This is a genomic window from Undibacterium sp. Dicai25W, assembly GCF_049340505.1.
GTDB lineage: Bacteria > Pseudomonadota > Gammaproteobacteria > Burkholderiales > Burkholderiaceae_D > Undibacterium > Undibacterium jejuense.
On the sequence record NZ_JBMPOQ010000004.1, the window covers coordinates 207,899 to 225,495 of the forward strand.

The window sequence follows — 17,597 nt, forward strand, 5'->3', positions numbered from 1 at the left end:
AACGATGTATTTTGTTTTTCATACATCAAACAAAAGCATTAAAACAGTGCAATTTCCACCCTAAAGTATTTTAAAACCTTGCCGTCAAGCGGAAAAAGTCTCAAAACTTAAGCAAAAAAAATAATATTTATTTGCAGAAATGTCCTAAACGTTTTTAAGACTTGACCGTAACCCTAAACAACGGCGGTGCAACAGTCATCAGGACAGACCAAAGTTTGAGGCTTAAACCCCGAATTAAATAACTTAGGCAAGGAGTATTAAAATGTCTTCATTCATCAATACCAATATCGCATCGATGGTTGCCCAAAACAACCTGAACACATCACAATCATCATTGCAAACTGCGATGCAACGTCTGTCCTCTGGCTTGCGCATCAATTCCGCTAAAGACGATGCCGCTGGTCTGGCAATTTCTCAACGTATGACTTCACAGCTGGGCGGTCAAAACCAAGCTGCACGTAACGCAAACGACGGTATCTCTTTAGCGCAAACTGCTGAGGGCGACTTATCTCAAATCGGTTCTAACTTACAACGTATTCGTGACTTGGCAGTTCAGGCAGCCAACGGCACAAACAGCGCATCTGACCGCGCAGCGTTGAATAATGAAGCAAGTCAGCTGATCTCAGAAATTAACCGCGTTGCCAGCACATCCAACTTTAACGGTGTGAATTTGCTCGACGGTACTTTTGCAAACCAGACTTTCCAAGTTGGTGCCAATGGCACAGCAAATGATCAGATCACTGTTGGTGCGATCACCAGCGCGAAATCCAGCTCACTCGGTGTTGGTTCTGGCTCAAGCTACTCATCTTCATTAGCTGGCGCATCAGATACAGCGACAGCACTCGGCGCTGGCTCTTTGGTTATCAATGGTGTCAATATTGGCGCGACAGCCGCTGATGGCGTGTCTTACAAAGATTCCGCTGGTAGCGCTATTGCTAAAGCGGCAGCCATTAATCAATCCACTGGCAGCACTGGCGTATCCGCTACAGCCCAAGCAACTTTCCTGGCTGGTACAGCGATCACGACAAAAACATCCTTGTCTGCTGGCGATATTAAAATTAATGGTGTCGACATTGGCGCCGTATCCTCAGCAACGACAGTGGTTGAACACGGTTCACAGATCTCTGCAGCGATTAATGCAAAATCTTCTCAAACTGGTGTTACTGCAACCTATGACACGACAACAGGCGCAGTCAATTTGAGCGCAGCTGATGGACGTAACATTACGATTGAAAAATCAGCCAATGCTGGTGCAAACGATACTAATACCGGCCTCTCAACTGGTGGCGCTGCCGCTACTGTTTATACTACAACAATCGCAGCAAACGTCACATTGAGTTCAACAAGCCAAAATGGTATCCAGGTTGCCAATGGTACAGAAGCGAAATTGGTTGGTGCTGCAGCAACATCAGGAACTGCTGTTGCTGCAGGTGACGTGACAATTAACGGCTACGATATTGGTGCCGTTAAGTCTGCCGCAAGTGTTGATATTCAAGCACAAAACACTGCGGACGCAATCAATGCAATTACATCGAAAACAGGTGTTGCTGCATCAGCTGACTCAAATGGTAAAGTAACACTCGTTTCCTTGACCGGCGGCACAATCAACACTGTCGTTACTGCAAACGGTGCAACAGGTACAGGTATCACTACTGGTACTACAGCAACAAAAGCAAGCGTCAGTGTTGCTGCAACCGATATTGGCTTAAGCACTACAGCAGTAGCAGCAACAGTAACCGTTGGCGGCGGACTCTCGTCGCTGGATCTGACATCATCAGCTGGCGCAACATCCGCATTGGCAACGATCGATGCTGCCCTAGCATCTGTCAACAGTTCACGCGCTTCTTTGGGTGCTTACCAAAACCGTTTCACTTCCGCAGTGACCAGTTTGCAAACTTCTCAGTTGAATTTGTCATCTTCACGTAGCCGTATTCAAGATGCCGATTTCGCTTCAGAAACTGCGAACATGACACGTGCTCAAGTGTTACAACAAGCTGGTACAGCAATTTTGGCACAGGCTAACCAACAACCTAACGGTGTTCTCGCTCTGTTGCGTTAATCAATCGCCTGATAAGCTATTGATGTAAAACATTCCCCTGATCAGCAATTGATCAGGGGAATATCACTTTGAAGGACAAGATCATGGACATCCCTTCGATTGGAAGTAGCATTCCTACCGGGCAAATTGCGCCCGATAGAAATGCCAATATTGCAGCGACAGCTGTTGTGCCTGACAATATAAGTCAACCTCAACCAACAACACCCCCAGCCGATCCCGCAAAAGCGGTTGACAAAGCCCAGCTGCAACACGCGGTCTCCAGCATTAATAAATCATTGCAAGACAAAGGTCAGGATGTTCGATTCAGCGTCGACCAGGACAGCAAACGGGTGGTAGTTAAAATCATCGACCAAAACACAAATCAAGTACTACGTCAGATTCCCACCGAACAAGCCCTTGAAATATCTCAATCTTTAGATAAATTACAAGGATTGCTGATCAAGCAGGAAGTCTGAATGTAGCGCATGATGGCAGACGGAACCGTTAGTTAATTCATCCGACTCTGTCATTTGATTGCTTATTTTAAAAATAGCGGGGAAATACCCCTCTGTCATACAAATTGGAACCCCGCCAGATTTGATACAGTAAGGGCTAACAAAGGAGAATTATTGTGTCCGTACAATCAACCGGCATTGGTTCAGGGCTTCCAGTCGACAGCATTATTAGTAAGTTGATGGCAGTTGAGAGTCAGCCCTTAAAGGTTATACAACAAAAACAGGCAAGCTATAACGCTGATGTCACAGCCTATGGCGCTCTGAGTAGCGTCATTAGCGCCTTCCAAAGCTCCTTAAGCACACTAAGCAACCCTGCTACGTTCAATAATTTAACAGCGACCGCAACAGACGCATCTGTTGCTACAGCAACTACGACGAGTGTTGCAACTGCAGGCAACTATAGCCTGAATGTGACCCAATTAGCGCAGGGGCAATCTATTTCCAGCGCAGGCCAGGCTTCAACCACGAATACGATAGGAACTGGTAGCAGTACCACAGTGACTTTCCAGTTTGGCACGATTGCTGGCGGAACATCTGCCAATGGCGTGTATTCAGGCGCGACCTTTACCCAAGACGGAAGTCAGGCGACAGGCACCATTACTATTGATAGTAGCAACAATTCTTTGCAGGGCATACGCGATGCGATTAATAACGCAAAAATCGGTGTAAATGCATCGATCGTGGGTGATGGCAGTGCAACGCCTTACCATCTTGTTCTCGCATCGGCAAGCACAGGCGCAACTTCAAGCATGAAAATTAGCGTGAGCGGTGACGCCACATTGCAAAGTCTGCTCAGCAATGATCCTGCTGGAACACAAAATTTCAAAGAGATTAATACAGGTCAAAATGCCAATTTAACGATCAACGGCATCCCTGTCACCAGCACCACCAACAATATCAGCTCATCAATACAGGGGGTTACGTTAAAGTTAGCAAAAGTCGGCACAACTTCAGTCAGCATCGCCGCCAATACAGCGGCGGTTACCACAGCAGTTACGTCCTTTGTCAATGCATACAACAATATTAACAGCACGATATCGCAACTTACATCGTATAACTCAACAACCAAGGCCGCTGGTGCCTTATTGGGTGATCCTACAGTTCAAACCATCCAAAATCAGCTGCGCAGTAGCCTGAGCAATGCGGTCAACGGACTAGGTGGTAATTTCACTTACCTGGCCCAGATTGGGATTACATTTCAAAAAGACGGTTCGTTAGCTACTGACGCAACCAAATTGCAGTCGGCGCTAACGAACCATTTTACAGATGTAGGCGGACTCTTTGCTGCGGTTGGCCAATCGACGGATAGCCTGACTAGACAAGTAGGCTCGACTAATGCAACGACGGCGGGCAACTACGCCTTGAATGTCACTCAGATTGCAACGCAAGGCACACTGGTTGGAAATACAAACCTAAATAGTGCAAGCACAACAATTGCAGCGAATACTTCCATTAACTTTACATTGGATGGCGTCACAGCTGCCGTCAATCTGCCAGCTGGTACCTACAATGCGACTCAACTTGCCACTCTGGTGCAGTCATCCGTCAATGGCACGTCTAATTTTTCCAGCGGCGGCTTATCAATAGTGGCATCGGTTGATAGCAACGGTTTCCTTAATCTTAGTTCTGGTAGCTACGGCAGCAAGTCGATGATTAGTCTTGCAAACGGAAGCGGCACCGATATTTCAGCATTGACTGGCACATCCTGGTCGGGCTTTGCCGGCAAGGATGTGGCTGGCAGTCTCAATGGCGTAGGGGCAACTGGCTCGGGTCAGATTCTTACTGGCGCTAGTGGATCAGCATCTGATGGGCTTCAAGTTATCGTCAATGGTGGTTCTACCGGAAATCGGGGGACAGTTTACTTCTCTCAAGGGTTTGCATACAAGCTTAACAATGTTGTCTCCAGCATTATTGGCACCGGAGGTTTAATCCCCAATGCAAATCTTGGATTCAATAACACGTTGAAAGATCTGCAAAAACAGACCGACACATTGAATGCTCAACTCACTGCTACGCAAGCGCGCTTAACAGCGCAATATACGGCTCTCGATAGCGTTGTTTCAAGCCTGCAATCGACAGCGAGTTTTTTGACGTCACAACTTGGCATTCTTAACGGTACCACGAATAAATAAGTAATTTACCAGTCACTCGCGAAGGACTAACTATGTTTGGCTCATCAAAACTATATGGCGCAAATGCTTACACCAAGATCGGTGAAGAGACTGGTGTCATGGCCGCCGATCCACATAAATTAATCGTCATGCTGTTCGATGGCGCGATCATTGCCATCGGCAATGCCGTGCAACAGATGAAAAATAAAGAAATCGCAAAAAAAGGTAAATCAATATCACACGCTATTTCGATTATTGATAACGGCTTAAGAGCGAGCCTTGACAAAGAAGCTGGTGGTGAAATCGCAAAAAACCTTGATGCACTCTATGAATATATGAGTCGTGAATTATTGTTGGCAAACGCTGGGAACAAGGAAGAGAAGTTACTGGAAGTTCAAAACCTGTTGCGCGATTTAAAAATAACCTGGGAAGCAATCAAGCCAGCTTCAACGGCAGCACCGTCGGCCCCTCCACCGACGACAAATTACGACCCATTACAACCAAAACAAACCCACGCATTTGAGGCCTGATTTAGCATGGAAAGCATAGAACTTATCTCTTTATATGAAAATGTGGCAGTCATTACCGATCAGATGCTGCGTGCGGCGCGTGAGCGAGATTGGGAGCTACTTTGCCAATTGGAATCCAATTGCAGCTCGACCGTTGCGAAAATTCAAAAAAATGAAATACCTGTCCCTCTCACACCAGAATTGAGAGAGCAAAAAATTCGCATGATTAAAAAAATTCTGGCAGATGATAAAGAAATTCGCGACATTACAGAACCCTGGATGGCTGAGTTAGCGGATCTTATTAAAAGCAACAGTACATCGCGTAAGCTGAACCAGGCTTACGGAGCCGCAAAAACCTTCTAAAACATGTCGAACCGCCTTGATAGTACCAACAAACTCATCGGAACTATTGAGGCGAGTTCACTAACCACGCTAGCAAAATCAGCAAAGCAGCAACTACTTTTAAATCTGGGCGAGCCAGGTGACGCCAAAGATGTCAAAGGACAAGTTCTGGCTAAACTAGCTGATGGAAGTTATCAGGTTCAAATTGGAAAAGTAGTCGCAAACATCTCTTTGCAAAAAGAAAGTCAGATCGGTGACATTGTCGACATTCGACTTAATCCTTCTAGTATTCCAGAGGAAGCAAGCAAAGCCACCGAAACGTCAAACCTGGCAACTGGAAAATCTCTGACGAATGCCGCCAGCGAAATAAAAGCGGCTCAGTACCTGCAAGCAGGCACCAACAACAATCCAAACTTAAGCAGCCAACAAAGTAGCGTTACTGTATTGAGCAATTTCAGCAAGCTCATCGACATCCTGCTGAGACCCAGCGAAAACCTACAAAGCTTACATGCAAGCACCTCCAAGCCAATGTTAACCGAACTCACTGAGCTTCAAGATACACAAAAAGTGAGTACGTTATTACATAAAGAGGTTTCAACCAGCGGTGTGTTTTATGAATCGCACTTAGCCGACTGGGTCGAAGGAAAAAAAACAATTGCCGACTTGTCATTGGAACCTCAATCACAACTTCCTACACTTAATAATAGCTATGCAGGTTTGAAAACTGGCGAAAATAGCCCCTACAAAGAACTAACGCAAATTATTCAACAGCAGTTTCATACACTGGAAAACAATAGTCTGCGCTGGCAGGGTGAACTCATTGCCGGACAAAAGATAGAATTTGAAATCCGACGCGACAACCATCAAAAAAAGCCGAACCAACCCAAAGACAACAATGAAACATATTGGCAAAGTGAAGTGCGCTTTACGCTGCCGTCACTTGGGGTCGTGGCAACAAAGATTCAGTTGTCCGGCAATCATCTAAGTGTAACAATTGATACTGACCTGGAAGCAACAGAAAAAGCGCTGAGGGCACACGCCCCTGAATTTGCAATCAGTATGAACTCAATCGGCACAACTTTAGAGAGTTTTACGGTTAAACACCATGACAACGACGAATAACACCGCAAATAAAAATGCCGTTGCCATTGCCTATGAAACCGGCGCCAGCGCCCCAAAAGTAGTTGCCAAAGGCAAAGGTTTGGTTGCAGAAACTATTATCGCCAAAGCAAAAGAATGCGGTATTCATGTTCATGAGTCAAAAGAGTTGGTATCATTACTAATGAAGGTCGATTTAGACAAAGATATTCCACCCACGCTCTACCGTGTGGTTGCAGAACTTCTTGCTTGGCTTTACCATATTGACAAAGAAAAATCAGAAGACAATATTGGGGCAAATAAAACAGACTTACCTCCCAGCATTTCATTCATACCAACAAACTTTGACGAAAAATAATTAAGCTGAATTATGCAAATTTCACCAACACTGGGGACAGAAAACCAAAGTCCTTATCAGGTAGATTCCCGAAGAGAAATTATCTCTTTACTCAAGGGGCTACGTGATAGCAATCAACTTATCAGTATGCTAATCCATAGTGGTAGTGAAGTTTTTATTACGTCCATTTTGGATATCGATGAAGAAAACAATCTGATGATCGTCGATAGCGCGCCGGGAAAACTTGCTAATCAAAGAATCGTCGAAGCGCCACGCGTTTCGTTCGAAGGTTTATTGGATAAAATTGGTATCCAATTTTCTAGTGCGAACTTAGAACTGATCGATTTTGAAAATCGCCCTGCTTTGCAATTTGCGATTCCACCAAATCTGATCAGGTTACAACGCCGTGAATACTATAGAATCAATACACCTTTATCGACTCCGATCAAGGTGAGCATGCCAGTAGATATTGATGGAAAAATAGAAATCATCAAATTTAGCCTGGTCGACATTAGCTGCGGTGGAGTTGCAATACTTGATGAGAAAAAAGTACTCGATTGCTCTGCTGGAAAAACATTCGAACATTGCAAATTAGATCTTCCTACTGTCGGCTTGGTAGACATTACTTTGCAAATTAGAAATCATCAAGAATTGGTTCTGTTAAATGGAAAATCCAATCGTCGGATTGGATGTCAATTTATTAACTTATCTAATTCAGTTCTCTCTAACATTCAAAGATATATTATGAAGTTAGAAAGAGAACGTAATGCCAAAATGACTGGCATAGGCTAATTCGCTACTTGAACATCAAAATTAAACTTGCATGTTCATGATGTCGTTATAGGCAGTCACTAGCTTATTTCGTGCCTGAACAGTCGTTTGAAATGAAATACTGGCTTTCTGCATAGATATCATCACGTCGGCCAGACTCACCTTATCATCACCGAGTGCAAATTGCTCCCCCAGTTTTTGTGAGTCAGTTTGCACTTTATTAACGTGATCCAACGACGCTTTTAGTGCATCAGCAAAATTCAACTTTGAAGTATTCGGTGACTCCGCGCCCATGACATGGGGTGCGACACCCGAACTTTGCTCCATTTTTGCAGCAACTGTTTTCAATTGTGCAACCATCGCATCTATCTGACTGCGGTCTATGCCTGCAATACCCATATATCCTCCTACCAACCTAAAATTATCACAAGCATTACATTACCATTGACGGCAATGCGCATTTGCCCAATAAGAGCCGATAAACGGGCTTTTATCGGAAGATTGAAATTGCAAAACAGGTCCAAAATGAACAACAAGGAAAAAACCACATTGGCTTAGGTATATGCAACGACATCTTCACACTCCCAAAATTGATAAGGTGATTTATGGCAACAGCTGAAAACACCATCTTGGACACAGCTCCCGCTGTGGAACTGCCACGTTTTCTTGGGCTACCTCAGACACCAGGTGTTCGCACCGCCCTCCTCTCCGCGGGTGCGGCCTTAATACTATCGATCATGGTAGGAATTTGGTTATGGAGTCAGCAACCTGATTATCGTGTCTTATTTTCCAATTTCAATGACAAAGATGGAGGCGCTATTGTCGCGTCTCTTCAACAAATGAATGTGCCCTACAAGTACTCTGATTCTGGCACGGCAATTTTAGTGCCCGCCAATCAAGTTCATGATGCAAGGCTTAAATTAGCAACACAAGGATTACCCAAAGGGGGCAATGTTGGGTTTGAGTTGATGGAAAATCAAAAACTCGGTGTTTCTCAATTCCTGGAGCAGGTAAATTTCCAACGCGCGCTTGAAGGAGAATTGGCAAAGACAATTCAATCTGTGTCCTCAGTACAAGCTGCACGAGTCCACTTAGCAATACCCAAGCCAAACGTTTTTGTTCGAGATCAACAGAACCCAACAGCATCTGTACTTCTTAATCTTTATCCAGGACGAATTTTAGATCAGGCGCAAGTTAACGCCATTCTGCATTTGGTCGCCAGCAGCGTGCCTGAACTATCAATTAAAAACGTCTCTATAGTCGATCAAAACGGCAATTTATTATCAGACCCAAACAAGCAATCTGGCAGCAACAATTTAGATCCGGCACAAATCAAGTATGTTCAAGACTTTCAGGACAATATCGTCAAACGTGTTGAGTCCATCATTACACCTATCGTAGGTAAAAGTAATGTTCGCGCAGAAGCAACTGCGGACATTGATTTTTCCAGAAGCGAACAGGCTGCTGAAAGCTATCGCCCTAATTCCCCACCGGAAGCATCAACGATACGCAGTCAGCAAACAAGTGAAAGCTACAATAAGAACAACAATCCCTCTGGTATCCCGGGCGCGCTATCCAATCAACCGCCGGCTCCAGCCACCGCACCAATCGTAGGCACTGGACAAAATGCTACCGCTTCCGCTGCATCTAATGCTGCGCTCTTGCAGAAAGATGCAACGATCAATTATGAAGTTGATAAAACAGTTCGATACACACAACAAAACATGGGAGGCGTAAAACGCATCTCGGTGGCCATTGTGCTCAACTATAAAACGGAAACCGATAAATCCGGCAAAGTGACGACCCGCGCACTAACAGACGTTGAGAAAAATGAAATTACAAATCTCGCCAAAGAAGCAATGGGCTTCAATAAAGAACGCGGAGATACACTCAACGTTGTAAACAGCCCCTTTGCTGGACCCGAGAAAGAAACTATATTGGAAGTACCACTATGGAAACAACCGGACAATATCGCGCTGGCAAAGGAACTGGGGAAATATGCCTTAGTCGCCGCCGTTCTTGCTTACCTGTTCTTTGGTTATCTAAAACCCATCTTGTATAAGATCATGGGTAAAGATCAAGAGGCGGAAAAAGAGAAGCAAGAGCAAGCCGAAAAAGAACGGATTGAGGCTGAAGAAAAAGCTGCTGAGGACGATGGGGGTGCTACAGTAGTTAATCTTTCAAGCGAAGAGGCAATGCAGGCTGTGAAACAATCACAAAGTTACGAAATGAATTTAGAGATGGCCCGAACACTTGCAAAAGATGATCCTAGAATTGTAGCTAATGTAATCAAGACATGGGTAAATAATGAGTGACGAAGGCGTACAGAAGGCAGCAACTTTTTTACTTGCACTCGGTGAAGACGGTGCAGCCGAAGTAATGAAGTTCCTAGGCCCTAGAGAAGTACAAAAAATTGGTGCTGCAATGGCAACGATAGGTGCTATTCCGCATGAAAGAATTTCTAAAGTGTTAGATGACTTTAAAGCTGCAGCAGATATCAGCTCGTCAGTAGGACTTGATTCAGACGAGTACATCCGAAATGTCTTAACCAAAGCACTCGGTGACGATAAAGCCTCATCCCTGCTTAACCGGATACTTGGCGGTAAAGACGCGAGTGGTATTGAAAGTTTAAAGTGGATGGACTCACCGTCAGTCGCTGAACTGATCAAAAATGAACATCCACAAATCGTGGCAACCATTCTTGTACATCTGGAAAGTGATCAAGCTTGCGAAATTTTAAATAATTTCACCGAACGATTGCGCAATGACGTGGTGCTGCGTATCGCTACCCTTGATGGCATTCAACCAACAGCTCTGCGCGAACTTAACGACGTTCTGACCAAATTACTGACTGGCAATGAAAGTCTGAAGAAAAAATCCATCGGTGGCGTGCGCGCTGCCGCTGAAATTTTGAACTTCATGAGCGGAGAAAATGAAGCATCCGTCATGGACAATCTGCGTAAATATGATGGCGACATGGCTGAGAAGATCATGGATGAAATGTTCGTTTTCGATAATATCTTAGAGATCGACGATAAAGGCATCCAGCTTCTGTTACGCGAAGTTCAGTCAGATTCACTGATTATTGCACTCAAAGGTGCCAATCAGGATATGCGCGAAAAAATCTTCAAAAACATGTCCCAACGTGCAGCTGAGATGATGCGTGAAGATTTGGAATCAAAAGGCCCCGTTCGCCTCTCTGAGGTTGAAGCTCAACAGAAACAAATCTTGCTGGTCGTGCGCAGACTGGCAGACGAAGGTCAAATCATGCTCGGCTCAAAAGGTGAAGACTCCTATGTCTAACACCATGTTAAAGAAAGACGTCTCCGCTTATCAACGATGGGAATTGGCATCTTTTGGGGAAACTCGCCCTAGTCACATTGCAGCCACACAGGCGCAATTGGTCCCTGAGACTCCGATACCAACGATCAGCCAGGAAGAAATTGATCAGATCAAAACAGATGCACATAACGAAGGATATGCTGCCGGATATCAGGAAGCCTATGAAAAAGGTTTACGCGAGGGTCAGGCGATAGGCTTACAAGCCGCAGAAGACACAATGAAACCTGAAATTCAGTCAATGCAAGATCTCGCACGGAATTTCATTCTGGAAATCGATGCTGCTGGTAAAAACACAGGCCAGGAGTTACTCGACCTCGCCATTAGCCTCGCTGAGAATATGTTGAAGACAAAGTTGGCACTTGATCCCAACGCAATACTACCGATTGTAGAGGATGCAATTGCACAACTTCCATCAATACAACAGCCAGCCAATATCTTGCTTAATCCCTTAGATGCAACCACCATCAAAAATACAATGGGTGATGTACTAAATTCAGATGGCTGGAAAATCGTCAGTGATGCACAACTTTCAAGAGGCGACTGTAAAATTGAAACGGCTTACAATCTTGTCGACGCCAGCATAGAAACCAGATGGAACCGACTCACCGAATTTTTGCATTCAAATATTGAAGTTTCTGAGTAAACATCATGGAATCAACAATAACGAAAAGCTGGAAATCTTTGCTCACTGATAGTAAAGAGCTCGCACAGGAAACCAGCGAACCATTGACTGCTGGCAGAGTCACCAAAGTAACAGGCTTAGTCATGGAGGCGGTTGGATTGAGGCTGCCGGTTGGAAGTGCTTGTATTATTCATTTAAGCTCCGGTGCAATTGTTGATGCAGAAGTTGTAGGATTTGATGGCGACCGATTGTTTTTGATGCCCCACAGCGACTTAGAAGGTGTCACACCTGGGGCCCCAGTTTTCCCAGCACAAGCGGCGACAGTCCTTGATAAAAATAATAAAAAGGTCACCGACCGCAGTAGAAAGCTTCCGGTCGGCTACCAATTGCTTGGTCGCGTTTTGGATGGAAATGGTCGGCCACTAGATACGCTTGGGCCACTTAATACACCCGACTCCGCTTCTTTAAGTGCCAGAATTTACAATCCACTAGAACGCGCCCCCATCATCGAGACGCTGGATGTCGGCGTACGCGCCATCAATAGCATGCTGAGCGTTGGACGTGGTCAGAGACTTGGCTTATTTGCAGGTTCCGGGGTAGGTAAAAGTGTGCTGCTAGGCATGATGGCACGATATACCACAGCAGAAATCATTGTGGTCGGATTGATTGGCGAACGTGGACGTGAAGTTAAAGAGTTTATCGAGCAAATTCTTGGCAAAGAGGGGCTAGAACGCTCAGTGGTGGTTGCCGCTCCTGCCGATGCACCACCATTGATGCGTCTGCAAGGTGCTGCCTATGCCACAACTATTGCGGAATATTTCCGGGACAAAGGCCACAGCGTTTTACTCATTATGGACTCACTAACCCGTTATGCGATGGCGCAACGGGAGATCGCACTCGCGATTGGTGAACCTCCAGCAACAAAAGGCTATCCTCCTTCAGTTTTTGCAAAGCTACCTATCCTCGTTGAAAGAGCTGGCAATGGCAAAGAAGGTGGAGGTTCAATCACCGCCTTTTACACTGTACTTACCGAAGGCGATGACCAGCAAGATCCTATCGCAGACGCAGCGCGCGCTATCCTGGACGGACATATCGTTCTGGATCGTACCTTGGCTGAAAGCGGTCACTACCCTGCTATTGACATCGAACAATCGATCAGCCGTGCCATGCACAGCATTACGACACCCGAACACCAACAATTGTCGCGTCGCTTGAAACAATTGTATTCAAGATATGAGCGAAGTCGTGACTTGATCAGCGTTGGTGCGTACGCACCCGGATCAGACCCTCTATTGGATGAAGCAATACGTTTACAGCCCAAGATCTCCGCCTTTCTTCAGCAAGATATCCAACAAAAATTCACCATAAGCGAGAGCATGGATGGACTTCGCGCTCTATTCCAATGATAGAACGCAAAAGACCGCACTATACTTAGGAACATATGGCAAACAAGTCCCCCATCGATACCTTAATTGAAATCGCTGAACGAGAGACGGATGACGCAGCGAAAAAATTGGGCAAAGCGATTCGTTACCACGAAGAAACAATCGCCAAACTCGACCTACTCATTCAATATCGTGATGACTATGACGTCCGTTTTAAAGAAAATGCATCAAAAGGGATTAGTGCAAGTCAATACGGTAATTTCATGAGTTTCCTCGGGAAACTTGATAGTGCAGTCGATGGACAACGATTCGTTGTCAAAGAAGCGGAACGTAGGATAGCAATAGCCAAAGAGTCATGGCAAGCGAGCGATAAAAAACGACTCTCATATAACACATTGGATCAGCGCGCAAAGTCTGCATTACAACAAAAAGAGGCCAAGCGCGACCAAAAACAAACAGATGATTTTGCAGCTCGCACCTATTTTTACAAGTCGTAACCTTACTAAGAAGATAAGTGGCACATTTTATGAAAACGGCAAATATTGTAAGCGCAATGCTGAATCAAACCGCGACGAGCCAGCCACCTAAAAGTAGCCCGTCAGCTAGCGAGGAAAATTCGTTTAATGCGCATTTTAATAGGGAAATGAGTTCAGCAAATTCGACTCAAGGTCCGGACCAAAATAGCGGAAATAGCAAACCTGTCAGCAATGATAAGCAAAAGACAGAAAGTAAATCTGCTACCAATTCAAGCGCAACTGCAAATCCAAGCCCATCATCGCCAGCAACATCTCCATCCTTATCTAAAGTTGATCAAGCCACGAAAAAGGATGAAAGTGCAGATAAGCATGACCCAGACAATCCCCTCATGCTTTTATTCGGTGTCATGGCTTCGGTTCCAAATCAACTCGCAGCAAACATTAGTCCATCAACAGACGAAAGCAACACCCTTGCTAGTGCAAAGACAACGCTTGATCCTAATTTAAGTTCCGCGGTAAACGCTGATACGACAATTTCACAAGCCATTGTGCAGTTTGCCAACCAAATTAAAAATCCTGCTGAACTTGGTAAAGTTGCAGGGGGCGATCCAATCGATCAAACTACGCAAGTTTCAGACACTAAATTAGCTACACCTTCTGATACGAGTACGGCAATGATTGCCAGCTTAAAAGCAGACCAAACCTCAGGGAACGACGCTCCAAAAACAACAGAACCTCTGAACACCGATAACAGCAATTTCGCCAAAACATTGTCCGAAGCATCAAAGAATGACGCCTCAGCAAAGACTAAAGAGGACCTGACAGTCAGTGCAACGCAAGCTGCATCGACGGGCAAAGCTTTTATAAACGGCGATCCGTTAGAAGAATCGCGAAGTGCCAATAGTGCACAGAATAAAGATGCACTCCCTGCGATTCCCACTGCCCCACAAGCCATGGCACCACATGAACAATTGCCCAACATTGCACAAATTGCCGCCAATTCCGGCTTGATGCATAACGGTCAGATCACACAAGCATTTGGCAGCACGGGTTGGGACAAGGCAATTGGGCAAAAAGTACTCTGGATGGTTGGGGAAAGTATCCATTCTGCGGAATTGAGCTTAAATCCACCCGACCTGGGACCGCTACAAGTCGTCTTAAAGGTCAGTAATGAGCATGCAAGCGCATCGTTTATGTGTGCGCAACCTGAGGTCAGAGAAGCGCTCGAATCGTCTTTACCCAAACTACGCCAAATGATGAGCGACGCGGGCATCCAACTATCTGGATTTTCTGTCAACACGCAATCCTCCGGTCAGGGTCAACAAGGTAGCGGCTACCAACCAAGTTCTCAACATCAGACAACAAACTCGCGTTCGAGTGCGATAACCGGTGAGATCACTCCAGTATTAACAGCGCCAACCCGCGTGTTCACATCAAAAATTGGGGAAGTGGATACCTTCGCTTGAATGCCACACTGGAAAAACTTCCTCTCAACCATGTAGAATAAGCACGGAAGGTTTATTACTGAGGATTTAAAGCATAACGAGGTTGCTGGTATTGAGCCTTACTTATGACGACATGCCTGAAATAAGGAGGATTTACCCTTCTTTTCCTCAGTTGTATAACACCTTCTTTCGTGGATAATATGGAATATCGTGGCTAACATAGCCCACCGAGAGGATAAACATGGCGAAAGCACCTGCGAAAGCAGCTCCAGAGCATGGCGATGCCGCCCCTGCTGGAAAATCAAAGAAAAAACTAATCATCATCATTGCCGCCGCAGTTCTTTTACTGGCTGGCGTGGGGGGCGGGGCAGCTATTTTTCTGTCAAAGAAGCATTCGGCAAATAAGGAAAAAGAACAAAAGGTTGAGCCTGCAAAAGCGGCCGCCTTCCTTCCACTGGAGCCATTCACAGTGAATTTGCAGTCTGAAGGTGGCGACAAATACCTGCAAGTAACGATGACCTTAGAAGTTGAAGGCGAAGAACAAGCAAATTTAATCAAAGCAAATATGCCTCAGGTGCGTAGCCGTTTGTTATTGTTATTATCAAGCAAAGAAGCGTCAGAAATTATCTCTGTCGAAGGCAAGGAAAAACTAGTTCAGGAAATTATAGAAAAGGTCAGCCAACCATTTGCGGCGAAAGCCGAACCGCAAAAGATTGGTGCTGTGTACTTCACCTCTTTCGTTATTCAGTAAAAACATGTCCGATAATTTCCTCTCCCAAGAAGAAGTCGACGCCCTTCTAAAAGGCGTAACGGGAGACCAGGATGATTCTCAGTCCCAAGAGGATACTTCCGGGGTACGGACATACAATCTTGCCACGCAAGAACGTATCGTTCGTGGTCGCATGCCTACATTGGAAATCATCAATGAACGGTTTGCGCGACTTTTACGTATTGGTCTTTTCAATTTTTTACGGCGCAGTGCCGAGGTCTCAGTGGGCACTGTACGCGTATCAAAATATAGCGAATTCATCCGCAATCTGGTCGTACCTACCAACCTCAACTTGGTACACATGAAGCCATTACGCGGCACAGCACTGATCGTGCTTGATCCTGGCCTGGTTTTTCTGTTGGTAGATAATTTATTTGGCGGCGACGGGCGATTCCATACGCGGGTTGAGGGTCGTGATTTTACGCAAACAGAACAAAGAATTATTCATCGTATTCTGGATATTATTTTCGAGACTTATGCAAAGTCATGGGAACCCGTGTATCCGATCGAGTTTGAGTACATCCGTTCAGAAATGAACACTCAGTTCGCCAATATCGCAACACCAAACGAAGTCGTCGTGTCGACCACATTCACGATAGAGTTAGGCCCGGTGAGTGGCGAAATGCATTTTTGCATGCCCTACTCGACCATAGAACCGATTCGCGACGTGCTGACCAGCAGCTTACAAGGTGAGACACTAGAGGTAGATAAACGCTGGGTCAGACTGATGACGCAACAAATCCAGATTGCAGAAGTGGAAATTGTCGCAGATTTAGGCACAACCCGAGTGACCTTAGAAGATATACTGAACATGAAAACTGGGGACATTATTCCACTGCATGTGCCAGAAATCGTTTCAGCCAAAGTCGATGGCACGCCTATTATGGAATGCAAATATGGCGTCTTTAACGGACAATATGCTTTACGCGTGGAAAAATTACTCAATTCCAGCGTACAAGAAGTAGCTCAAGGAGAAAATCATGGATGACAATGCAGATACGCCAATAAGTGAAGACGATTGGGGTGCCGCTATTGCTGAACAAGAAAAAGCAGAAGCGGCAGCAAGTCAAAAAAGTGAACCAGCAGTCAGTGCTGCCATCTTTAATGATTTCAGTGCAAAAAGTTCCCCCACTGAAACACACAACGATATCGACTTCATTCTGGATATCCCAGTTCAGTTAACCGTTGAGCTTGGCAGAACAAAAATTGCAATTAAAAACCTTCTGCAATTGGCGCAAGGTTCCGTTGTCGAACTAGACGGTATGGCTGGCGAACCGATGGACGTCTTGGTTAATGGCTGTCTAATTGCACAGGGTGAAGTAGTTGTGGTGAACGATAAGTTTGGTATTCGCCTAACGGATATTGTCACACCTGCGGAACGGATCCGTAAGCTCAATAAATGATGACCACCTTACTAAAAATTTTTGCGGCATTTTTGTTTATCTGCGCTTCCCTGCCTTCGTCTGCCGCTGACACGTCGGCAGTCAATTCTGGCGTTGGTTTTTTACAGATCACCGGTGCTTTAGTTTTTATATTACTGGTGATGTTCGGTTCAGCATGGCTATTAAAACGAATTGGACCTGTCGCAGCGGGAAATAAGCTTCCTTTAAAAATCATCGGTGGCATCAATGTCGGCACGCGCGAACGTGTGCTGGTGGTTGAAGTAGACGAACAGTGGATGATACTCGGCGTTACAGCGAATAACATTAGTAACCTGGGAAACATTCCAAAAAGAGACTTACCGCCGACAACACAATCACCTGCGGCGGGTGCTTTTCAAGATTGGTTAAAACGAACCATGGACAAGCGCAATAACGCGCCTAACGAAATAAAATAA

At 45.3% G+C, this 17,597-nt stretch carries 19 protein-coding genes; 18 read left to right on the forward strand and 1 reads right to left on the reverse strand.

What is annotated here, in order from left to right; translation table 11 throughout:
- Positions 1–262: 262 nt before the first annotated feature.
- The 8 genes from ACO0KY_RS07095 (at position 263) to ACO0KY_RS07130 (ending at position 7,742) form a co-directional block, all read left to right on the forward strand.
- On the forward strand, positions 263–2,059 hold the full coding sequence (locus ACO0KY_RS07095; RefSeq protein ID WP_423045028.1) for a flagellin: 1,797 nt from the start codon (positions 263–265) through the stop codon (positions 2,057–2,059).
- Between the two features lie 83 nt (positions 2,060–2,142).
- Positions 2,143–2,514, forward strand: a complete 372-nt coding sequence (locus ACO0KY_RS07100; protein WP_423045029.1) for a flagellar protein FlaG — start codon at positions 2,143–2,145, stop codon at positions 2,512–2,514.
- A gap of 155 nt (positions 2,515–2,669) precedes the next feature.
- The gene (gene fliD, locus ACO0KY_RS07105; protein WP_423045030.1) at positions 2,670–4,685 is read left to right on the forward strand and encodes a flagellar filament capping protein FliD; all 2,016 of its coding nucleotides are present in this window, start codon (positions 2,670–2,672) and stop codon (positions 4,683–4,685) included.
- A gap of 32 nt (positions 4,686–4,717) precedes the next feature.
- Positions 4,718–5,194: a flagellar export chaperone FliS gene (fliS, locus tag ACO0KY_RS07110; protein WP_423045031.1), complete on the forward strand. Its 477-nt coding sequence runs from the start codon at positions 4,718–4,720 to the stop codon at positions 5,192–5,194.
- A gap of 6 nt (positions 5,195–5,200) precedes the next feature.
- Positions 5,201–5,536 (forward strand): flagellar protein FliT, encoded by a 336-nt coding sequence (locus ACO0KY_RS07115; protein ID WP_423045032.1) that lies wholly within the window; start codon positions 5,201–5,203, stop codon positions 5,534–5,536.
- Positions 5,537–5,746: 210 nt separating this feature from the next.
- A complete protein-coding gene (locus ACO0KY_RS07120) occupies positions 5,747–6,637 on the forward strand; it encodes a flagellar hook-length control protein FliK (RefSeq protein WP_423045033.1) in 891 nt (296 codons plus the stop codon).
- A complete protein-coding gene (locus ACO0KY_RS07125) occupies positions 6,621–6,971 on the forward strand; it encodes an EscU/YscU/HrcU family type III secretion system export apparatus switch protein (protein ID WP_423045034.1) in 351 nt (116 codons plus the stop codon). The genes ACO0KY_RS07120 and ACO0KY_RS07125 overlap by 17 nt, the downstream gene beginning before the upstream one ends.
- Before the next feature lie 12 nt (positions 6,972–6,983).
- Positions 6,984–7,742 carry a flagellar brake protein gene (locus tag ACO0KY_RS07130; protein WP_423045035.1) on the forward strand — a complete coding sequence of 253 codons (759 nt, stop codon included), beginning with the start codon at positions 6,984–6,986 and terminating at the stop codon, positions 7,740–7,742.
- A 21-nt stretch (positions 7,743–7,763) separates the two neighbouring features.
- Here ACO0KY_RS07130 and fliE read toward each other — a convergent pair whose 3' ends face one another.
- Entirely contained in the window at positions 7,764–8,120 is a 357-nt protein-coding gene (gene fliE / locus ACO0KY_RS07135) for a flagellar hook-basal body complex protein FliE (protein WP_186911656.1), read from the reverse strand.
- Positions 8,121–8,326: 206 nt separating this feature from the next.
- Here fliE and fliF point away from each other — a divergent pair, with 206 nt between their 5' ends.
- The 10 genes from fliF to fliO all read left to right on the forward strand — a co-directional run bounded on the left by fliF (position 8,327) and on the right by fliO (position 17,597).
- A complete protein-coding gene (gene fliF, locus ACO0KY_RS07140) occupies positions 8,327–10,036 on the forward strand; it encodes a flagellar basal-body MS-ring/collar protein FliF (RefSeq protein WP_423045036.1) in 1,710 nt (569 codons plus the stop codon).
- Positions 10,029–11,024 (forward strand): flagellar motor switch protein FliG, encoded by a 996-nt coding sequence (gene fliG, locus ACO0KY_RS07145; RefSeq protein WP_186911654.1) that lies wholly within the window; start codon positions 10,029–10,031, stop codon positions 11,022–11,024. The genes fliF and fliG overlap by 8 nt, the downstream gene beginning before the upstream one ends.
- Positions 11,017–11,706, forward strand: coding sequence for a flagellar assembly protein FliH (locus tag ACO0KY_RS07150; protein ID WP_423045037.1), 690 nt, complete (start codon positions 11,017–11,019; stop codon positions 11,704–11,706). Before fliG ends, ACO0KY_RS07150 begins: the two co-directional genes overlap by 8 nt.
- A gap of 5 nt (positions 11,707–11,711) precedes the next feature.
- Positions 11,712–13,091, forward strand: a complete 1,380-nt coding sequence (fliI, locus tag ACO0KY_RS07155) for a flagellar protein export ATPase FliI (RefSeq protein ID WP_423045038.1) — start codon at positions 11,712–11,714, stop codon at positions 13,089–13,091.
- 35 nt (positions 13,092–13,126) lie between these two features.
- Positions 13,127–13,567: a flagellar export protein FliJ gene (gene fliJ / locus ACO0KY_RS07160; RefSeq protein ID WP_423045039.1), complete on the forward strand. Its 441-nt coding sequence runs from the start codon at positions 13,127–13,129 to the stop codon at positions 13,565–13,567.
- A 146-nt stretch (positions 13,568–13,713) separates the two neighbouring features.
- The gene (locus ACO0KY_RS07165; RefSeq protein WP_423045040.1) at positions 13,714–15,012 is read left to right on the forward strand and encodes a flagellar hook-length control protein FliK; all 1,299 of its coding nucleotides are present in this window, start codon (positions 13,714–13,716) and stop codon (positions 15,010–15,012) included.
- A gap of 220 nt (positions 15,013–15,232) precedes the next feature.
- Positions 15,233–15,742, forward strand: coding sequence for a flagellar basal body-associated protein FliL (fliL, locus tag ACO0KY_RS07170; protein ID WP_423045041.1), 510 nt, complete (start codon positions 15,233–15,235; stop codon positions 15,740–15,742).
- 4 nt (positions 15,743–15,746) lie between these two features.
- Complete coding sequence (fliM, locus tag ACO0KY_RS07175) at positions 15,747–16,748, forward strand: flagellar motor switch protein FliM (RefSeq protein ID WP_186911648.1); 1,002 nt, start codon at positions 15,747–15,749, stop codon at positions 16,746–16,748.
- On the forward strand, positions 16,741–17,163 hold the full coding sequence (gene fliN, locus ACO0KY_RS07180) for a flagellar motor switch protein FliN (protein WP_423045042.1): 423 nt from the start codon (positions 16,741–16,743) through the stop codon (positions 17,161–17,163). The genes fliM and fliN overlap by 8 nt, the downstream gene beginning before the upstream one ends.
- Positions 17,160–17,597: a flagellar biosynthetic protein FliO gene (fliO, locus tag ACO0KY_RS07185; protein ID WP_423045043.1), complete on the forward strand. Its 438-nt coding sequence runs from the start codon at positions 17,160–17,162 to the stop codon at positions 17,595–17,597. Before fliN ends, fliO begins: the two co-directional genes overlap by 4 nt.